The 4,948-nt window shown below is 67.6% G+C and carries 8 protein-coding genes and 1 pseudogene; 7 read left to right on the top strand and 2 right to left on the bottom strand.

Annotated features, from left to right (window positions below; genetic code table 11):
• Nucleotides 1-781 (top strand): ABC transporter permease subunit (locus tag H0W38_RS16590; protein WP_292456092.1); only part of this gene is annotated, 781 nt, incomplete at its 5' end.
• On the opposite strand, the gene H0W38_RS16585 is transcribed toward H0W38_RS16590, so the two are convergent.
• Nucleotides 693-2,528: a nitronate monooxygenase gene (locus H0W38_RS16585; protein ID WP_292456090.1), complete on the bottom strand. Its 1,836-nt coding sequence runs from the start codon at nucleotides 2,526-2,528 to the stop codon at nucleotides 693-695. The genes H0W38_RS16590 and H0W38_RS16585 overlap by 89 nt on opposite strands.
• Before the next feature lie 72 nt (nucleotides 2,529-2,600).
• Here H0W38_RS16585 and H0W38_RS16580 point away from each other — a divergent pair, with 72 nt between their 5' ends.
• Both H0W38_RS16580 and H0W38_RS16575 read left to right on the top strand, forming a co-directional pair.
• Complete coding sequence (locus tag H0W38_RS16580; RefSeq protein WP_292456089.1) at nucleotides 2,601-3,017, top strand: MarR family winged helix-turn-helix transcriptional regulator; 417 nt, start codon at nucleotides 2,601-2,603, stop codon at nucleotides 3,015-3,017.
• A gap of 10 nt (nucleotides 3,018-3,027) precedes the next feature.
• Nucleotides 3,028-3,486 (top strand): PAS domain S-box protein, encoded by a 459-nt coding sequence (locus H0W38_RS16575; protein WP_292456087.1) that lies wholly within the window; start codon nucleotides 3,028-3,030, stop codon nucleotides 3,484-3,486.
• 31 nt (nucleotides 3,487-3,517) lie between these two features.
• Here the strand turns inward: H0W38_RS16575 and H0W38_RS16570 are convergent.
• A pseudogene (locus H0W38_RS16570) lies at nucleotides 3,518-3,649 on the bottom strand (glutamate synthase-related protein); the annotation flags it as partial.
• On the opposite strand from H0W38_RS16570, the gene H0W38_RS16565 reads away from it, so the two are divergent.
• The 4 genes from H0W38_RS16565 to H0W38_RS16550 all read left to right on the top strand — a co-directional run.
• Nucleotides 3,591-3,941 carry a hypothetical protein gene (locus tag H0W38_RS16565; RefSeq protein ID WP_292456094.1) on the top strand — a complete coding sequence of 117 codons (351 nt, stop codon included), beginning with the start codon at nucleotides 3,591-3,593 and terminating at the stop codon, nucleotides 3,939-3,941. The pseudogene H0W38_RS16570 and the gene H0W38_RS16565 sit on opposite strands and share 59 nt — an antisense overlap.
• 24 nt (nucleotides 3,942-3,965) lie before the next feature.
• On the top strand, nucleotides 3,966-4,175 hold the full coding sequence (locus H0W38_RS16560) for a type II toxin-antitoxin system VapB family antitoxin (protein ID WP_292456086.1): 210 nt from the start codon (nucleotides 3,966-3,968) through the stop codon (nucleotides 4,173-4,175).
• Nucleotides 4,175-4,576 carry a PIN domain-containing protein gene (locus H0W38_RS16555; RefSeq protein WP_292456085.1) on the top strand — a complete coding sequence of 134 codons (402 nt, stop codon included), beginning with the start codon at nucleotides 4,175-4,177 and terminating at the stop codon, nucleotides 4,574-4,576. Before H0W38_RS16560 ends, H0W38_RS16555 begins: the two co-directional genes overlap by 1 nt.
• 160 nt (nucleotides 4,577-4,736) lie before the next feature.
• On the top strand, nucleotides 4,737-4,948 hold a 212-nt coding region (locus H0W38_RS16550; protein WP_292456082.1), incomplete at its 3' end, for a hypothetical protein.

Genomic DNA, 4,948 nt, shown 5'->3' with positions numbered 1-4,948 from the left:
GTTCAAGGTACCGGGCGAGGGCTCGAGCGCCGGCATCAGCGTCGTGTCGATCCTGGTGCTGCTGCTGCTGTGGTTCGTGATCACCAACATGGGCTGGGTCAAGCCGCTGTTCCTGCCCAGCCCGCAGGCGGTGTTCCAGCAGTTCTACGAATACCTGACGGGTCAGGCCAACGACAAGCCACTGTGGGAGCACTTCGCAGCGAGCATGTTCCGCGTGTTCTCGGCCTTCGCGCTGGCTTGCGCAACTGCCATCCCGGTCGGCATCGCGATGGGCATGTCGCGCGTGGTGCGCGGCATCGTCGACCCGCCGCTGGAGTTCTATCGGCCGCTGCCGCCGCTGGCCTACCTGCCGCTCATCATCATCTGGTTCGGCATCGACGAGCTGCCCAAGATCCTGCTGATCTTCCTGAGTTGCTTCGCGCCGCTCGCGCTCGCCGCCCGCTCGGGCATGCGCAGCGCGTCGCAGGAGCAGATCAACGCCGCCTATTCGATGGGGGCCACTTACACGCAGGTGATTCGCCACGTGATCCTGCCCTCGGCGCTGCCAGACATCCTCATCGGCATGCGCATCGCCATCGGCTTCGGCTGGACCACGCTGGTCGCCGCGGAGATGGTGGCCGCCAGCACGGGCCTCGGTCAGATGGTGCTCAACGCATCGAACTTCCTGCGCACCGACATCGTCATCATGGGCATCATCGTGATCGGCGTGGTGGCGTACCTGTTCGATCTGCTGATGCGCTGGGTGGAGCACAGGGTGGTGCCCTGGAAGGGGCGGATGTAGGTCGCCGGGTCCCGGCCTGCGATCGAACCGACGAACAAAAGGGGCCTGCGCCAAAAATGCAGGCCCTTCTTTCTGACCGCAACGATGGCGGATAGGGCGCGGTTTTCTCGGTGCTGCTGTTGGACAAGCCGGCCAGCGTCACCTGAGTTCGCCAGGCGTCGGACGCGGCGCGTCGGCTGCGCGTTGCGGTGGTGATCCGCGGTGAGTCTGCGCGAGGCCCGTGCCCGTCTTCAAGCGCTCTTCGGCCTCGGTGCCGATGCGCCGAACGAGCATGCCTGCGGGCTCCACGCTCGAGATCAGGTCGACCGCTTCGCCGGCCCAGACCACGGCCGTGTCGAGGTTGCCGTCGTGCGGCGGCGTGGTAGGCGCCACGCTCGACGTCCAGCGCCGAGACCAGTTCGCGCTCGCGACCGTGCCAGCGTTCGATGAAGCGGTTGCGCAGCGCGCGCCCGGTGTAAGAGGCCGGCCATCCCAGTTCCCGCACGGTGTCGAACACGGTGGTGCGCGCCGTGCCGTCGCCGTGGGCCGCGGCGATGAACTGCTTCGCCAGGTCGTGGCCCAGGGCCTCGTTGCTGGCATAAAAGCGCGTGCCGATCAGCGCGCCATGGGCGCCGAGCATCAGCGCCGCCGCCAGACCCCGGCCGTCGGCAATGCCACCGGCGGCCACCACGGGTGTGGGGGCCACCGCATCGACCACCGCGGGCACCAGCGGCAGTGTCGAGCGCCCGCCGCCATGACCGCCGGCTTCGGTGCCCTGTGCCACGATGAGGTCGGCCCCCGCCTTGACGGCCAGCCGCGCACCCGCCACGTCCTGCACCTGGCAGATCAGCCGCGACCCTGCCGCCTTGACGAGGGCGGCGTGCGGCCCCGGATCACCGAAAGAATGCATCACCGCGTGCGGCCGGTAGCCGAGCACCAGCTCGACGATGCCGGCATCCACCGACCAGGTGATCAGGCCCACGCCCCAGGGCTTGCGGGTCTCCTCCTTCACCCGCGACAGCTCGGTGTGCAGCCAGGAGGCGTCGCCGTAGCCGCCGCCGACGAGACCGAGCCCGCCGGCGTTGGACACCGCCGCGGCGAGGTGCCCGCCCGCCACGCCGCCCATCGGGCCGAGCCCGATCGGGTACGCCAGTTCGAACATGTCGGTGAGGGCTGTGGTGATCATGGTTCGTGGTCCGGTGGTCGGCGAGCCGGCGAACCGCGGATGGATGCTCCGCGCGGACGGCGCGTGGTGGGTGATCACCACGGTCGGCCCCGCATGCGGCGCGCGCAGCCGGGACTCGAGCCAGTCTGCGTTGCGCCTGAAGAGCCCCGCCGAATCGGCGGGAGTGAACGGCGTGCCCACGGCGCTGCCGATGCGGATCCGGCTGAAATCTCGCAACGACCGTTGCGCCTCGTCCATCGCCGCCGCCCTGGCGTCGCCATCGCCGAACAACATGAAGTCGGTCCACAGCGTGCTGCCCAGGAAACGCACGCCGCCGAGGACGATCTCGTCGTTGTCGAGCAGGTGCACCCGGCCTGCGGCGCAAAGGCGCCTCAGCTCATCGGTGGTGCCCTCGATGCTGCCGCCGTAGAACTCGTGGTTGCCGGGAACATAGAGCACCGGCTTGTCGAAACCCAGGGCCCACGCGACCGACTCCGGCGGGCGCGCGATGTCTCCGGCCAGCACGACCACATCGGCTTCGGTCTGCGGCCGGCCCAGGCCACCGAAGCTCAGGTGCAGGTCCGACAGGATGTGGAGTTTCATGAAGTGGCAAGGCGCAGCGTTGGCTCAAAAATATCATGCCGTGATATATATTGGCAATGGAGGGTCGCTCGCATGTCCACCCGCAAGATGGCGAAGGCCGATTTCGAGACGCTGGCCGGTTTTCGCTACCAGTTGCGCCGCTTTCTCAGGTTCAGCGAGGAAGCGACGCGCCGCAACGGCGTCACTCCGCTCCAGTACCAGTTGATGCTGCAGATCAAGGGCTTTCCCGGCCGCGAGTGGGCCACGGTGGCCGAGCTCGCCGAGCGCCTGCAGGCCAAGCACCACGGCGTCGTGGCTTTGATTTCCAGGTGCGAGGCGGCGGGGCTGGTGAGTCGCCACGCCAGTCGAGGCGATCAGCGTCGGGTGGAGGTGCAGTTGACGAAAACGGGCGACGAATGCCTCGAGCAGCTTGCCCGCCTTCACCGCGAGGAGCTGCAGTCCGTGAAGGGCGGCTTCGCCGTGCCGGGCCTTGGCAATGACGCACCGTAGGAGCACATGCATGAACGCGAGCGATCTTCTCGACCCGGCCGACCCGAAGCTGTTCAAGGCGCTCGTCGAGCAGTTGCCCGATGCCGTGATCCTGACCGACCGCGACGGCGTGGTGCGGGTATGGAACCAGGGCGCCGAGCGCGTGTTCGGTTTCGCCGCCCACGAGGCGATCGGCAAGAGTCTGGACTTCATCGTTCCGGAGCGCCTTCGGGCGGCCCATTGGGAGGGCTTTGGCCGCGCGATCCGCAACGGCCGCACCCGGTTGGGCAATGAGGTCAGGACCACCCGATCGATGCACAAGGATGGACGCAAGCTGTACGTGGACCTCAGCTTCGGTCTGCTCACGGATGCGGCGGGCATCGTCACGGGGTCGGTCGCCGTGGGCCGGGATTGCAGTGCCCGGTATCTCGCGCACAAGGCGCTGGCCGGTCGACTTGCGGTCCTCGAGCCGGGGGCCTCGCCGTCATGAGCCTCGGCATTGCGGGCCATCGTGCGCCCGCCTCGAGCGCATCGACCACCTGGCGCACCGCCGCGAGCGTGGGAATGCCGACGTGCTCGATGTAGCAGGTCTGCGTGGCCGCCGTGCCGCCCTGCATGCCGTCGACCACCACCACGTCGGCGCCGGCATGCATGACTGGCGAGATCACGCAGCCCTACCAGTGCCGCGGCGAGGGCTGCATGGGCGTCACGCTCGGGCCGGTGCGCATCGACAACAGCCTGGGCGTTGACATCGAGTTGCGCGACGTGAGCTTCGACAACGCGGTGCTGAGGGCCGTACAGCCGGACGGCAGCCTTTCCGACACCGACACGGTGACGGTGCGCGCCGCGCTGGTGGGAGCGTTCTTCGATGACCCCGGTGTTGTACCCCTGCCGCCCGTGACATGCGCCCCGCCGACGCTTGATGTGCGGCGCTGGTGTGGCTAGGATACACATCCAAAGGTGTATCACATGCGCACAAACATCGACCTCGACGAAGCACTCATCGCGGAAGCCCAACGCTTGGCCGGGCTGCGTTCCAAGCGGGAGACGGTCGATGCGGCCTTGCGCGAGTTCGTGTCGCGCCGCCGCCAGCAGGACATCCTCGCGCTGGCGGGCAAGTCCCTGATCGCACGCGATTACGACGTGCGCGCCGTGCGCGCGCGCATGAACAAGCGCTGATGGTGCTTGTCGACACCACGGTCTGGATCGATCTGCTGCGCCAGCGCGATACCGCCGCGGTGGCCCGTCTGCGCCAATTGCTCGCCCATGGGCTTGCCGCTGTGGCGCCGGTCATCGTGCAGGAGATCGTGCAAGGCGCCTCCAGCCCCGAAAGTCTGCAGACGCTGCGCGATCACTTCATGGCGTTGCCGATGCTCGTGCCCCGGCAGGACGCCGCGACGCACGCCGATGCCGGCGCTTTGTACGCGCGCTGCCGCTGGCAAGGCGTCACCCCACGCAGTCCCCACGACTGCCTGATTGCACAACTGGCGATCGAGAACCAGCTCGCCTTGCTGCACGACGACCGCGATTTCGAGGCGATCGGGCGGGTTGAGCCGGCCTTGTCGTTGATGCGCGAGTGACGGTGCCAGGTGTTGCTTGGTGATCGTCGAATGATTCGCTCTGCGCGTCGCGCTCGGGAAATCTTCCCGACTTGCATCCCCTTGGGCGCCTGGTGCGTGGAGCAAGGCAACATGGGCACAGTACTTGCCAAAACAGCGCACTTGTTACCAAGGAGATCCCATGAACAAGACGCTCGCCCTTTTCGCGCTGTCCGCCGCTTGCGCCGCGCCGGCCCTGGCCGCCGACGTTCAACTGACCGACGCCCAAGTCGATTCCGCCTTCCTGGTCGCCAACCCCGACAAGGACGGCACCGTGGACATGAAGGAAGCCAAGAAGTTCGGCATCACGGACGAAGCCTTCAAGGAGGCCAATCCCGACAAGGACGGCACGCT

Source organism: Methylibium sp., assembly GCF_013817365.1.
Lineage (GTDB): Bacteria > Pseudomonadota > Gammaproteobacteria > Burkholderiales > Burkholderiaceae_C > Methylibium.
The sequence above is the reverse complement of the archived record's forward strand: the minus strand, read 5'-3'. Positions and strand labels throughout refer to the sequence as shown.